This is a genomic window from Longimicrobium sp., from assembly GCF_036554565.1.
Lineage (GTDB): Bacteria > Gemmatimonadota > Gemmatimonadetes > Longimicrobiales > Longimicrobiaceae > Longimicrobium.
In genome coordinates this window covers 1-1852 of record NZ_DATBNB010000908.1, presented here as the reverse complement: position 1 = coordinate 1852, position 1852 = coordinate 1, and the positions used below count along the sequence as shown (strand labels likewise).

General features: G+C 70.4%; 2 protein-coding genes. Both read left to right on the top strand.

Features of this window, described 5'->3' with window-relative positions; translation table 11 throughout:
• The coding region (locus VIB55_RS25340; protein WP_331879488.1) for a RagB/SusD family nutrient uptake outer membrane protein at positions 1-652 on the top strand (652 nt) is incomplete at its 5' end.
• 96 nt (positions 653-748) lie between these two features.
• Entirely contained in the window at positions 749-1813 is a 1065-nt protein-coding gene (locus tag VIB55_RS25335) for a glycoside hydrolase family 43 protein (protein WP_331879487.1), read from the top strand.
• Positions 1814-1852: the final 39 nt, after the last annotated feature.

Here is a 1852-nt window from a genome sequence, read left to right as displayed (position 1 = left end):
CGGGCAGAACATCATCAAGATGATGGGCCCCTGCGGCGTGGGCTTCTGCGACGGTGAGCCCCGCCAGTGGTACGTGGACGAGTTCCGCAAGGAGACGACGACGGCCGGCGGCACCGACCCGCGGCTGGACGCCACGCTCTTCTACAACCGTCCCGGCGGCATGGACGTGTACGGCACGCCTTTCGCCACCCGCTACGGCAACCGCCTGGGCGACGAGTTCTGGAAGAAGTTCGGCGAGTACTACAAGACCGACCAGGACTGGGACAACCCCGTGAACGTCGAGGTGATGCGGCTGGGCGGCGTGCTGCTGCTCCATGCCGAGGCGCTCACCGAGAACAACCAGGTGGAGCTGGCGCGGCCGCTGGTGAATCGCGTGCGTGCCCGTGCCGGGCTGGCGCCGCTTGCCGCGGGGATGTCGCAGGCCGCCATGCGCGCCGAGATCGAGCACCAGATCCTGCTGGAGCTGGGGCTGGAGAACGAGCGGTGGCTGTGGCTGGCGCGGCAGGGATGGCTGACGGACGCGGGGCGCATCACCACGCTGCGCGCGCGCGACCCGGACTTCGACGCCTTCGCGCCGCACCGGGCGCTGCTCCCCATTCCCTCGACGGAAACGAACCTGAACCCGAACGTCAAGCAGAACCCCGGCTGGTAACGCGGGGATGGTTCAGCGAGATTCAAAGCCGCGGACGGCCGCCCCGTGCGGCCGTCCGCGGCCCTTTTTCCGGGACCGCTGGCGAAGGATTTGTTGATGAAAGGAACGGACTGGCTTCGGATCGCCGCGCTGCCGCTGCTTCTGGCGGGGTGCGGCGACGGCCCGGGCACCATCGAGCCGCCGCCGACGGCGCAGTGCACCTTCGCCAACCCGGTGGTCGCGGGGGCGGACCCCTGGGTGGTGCGCGACGGGGGCTCGTACCACATGGTGCAGTCGCGCGACGGCGGCATCTGGGTGACGAAGTCGACCACCCTCACCGGCGTCGCGGGCAACGGGGTGCGGGTGTGGACGCCGCCCGCGACCGGATGGAACTCCACCAACGTCTGGGCCCCCGAGCTTCACCGCATCGGCGACCGCTGGTACATCTACTACGCCGCGGGAAGCGCGGGGCCGCCATACATCCACCAGCGCAGCGGCGTGCTGGAGTCCGTCGGCAGCGACCCGCAGGGCACGTACGTCGACCGGGGGATGCTGTACACGGGGGACGACCCGGCGCAGGCGGGCGAGAGCAAGTGGGCCATCGACGTTTCCGTGGCCACCATCAACGGGCAGCTGTACGCCGCCTGGTCGGGGTGGGAGCAGAACGCCGCCACCGACCGCACGCCGCAGCACCTGTACATCGCGCGGATGTCCAACCCGTACACCATCAGCGGCGCGCGGGTACGCATCAGCTCGCCGGTGGAGCCGTGGGAGCGGGGGACGGAGCTCGACCTGCAGGAGGGGCCGGAGTTCCTTCAGCGCAACGGGCAGACTTTCATCATCTACTCCACGCGCGAGTCGTGGCTTCCCGACTACCGCCTGGGCCAGCTGCGGCTGACCGGCGCGGACCCGATGTCGGCCGCCAGCTGGACGAAGAGCGGGCCCGTGTTCGTTTCGGGCGAGGGCGTGGTGGGCGTGGGGCACGCGGGGTTCACCAAGTCGCCCGACGGCACGGAGGACTGGATCGTGTATCACGCCAAGACGAGCACGTCGCCGGGGTGGGACCGGGTGATCCGCATGCAGAAGTTCACCTGGAACGCCGACGGGTCGCCCAACTTCGGGCTGCCGGAGCCTTCGGGGCGGCAGATCGCCCGGCCCTCGGGCGAGTGCCCGGCCAGCTGACGGGTTTCACGCGGAGGCGCGGAGGGCGCGGAGAACTGC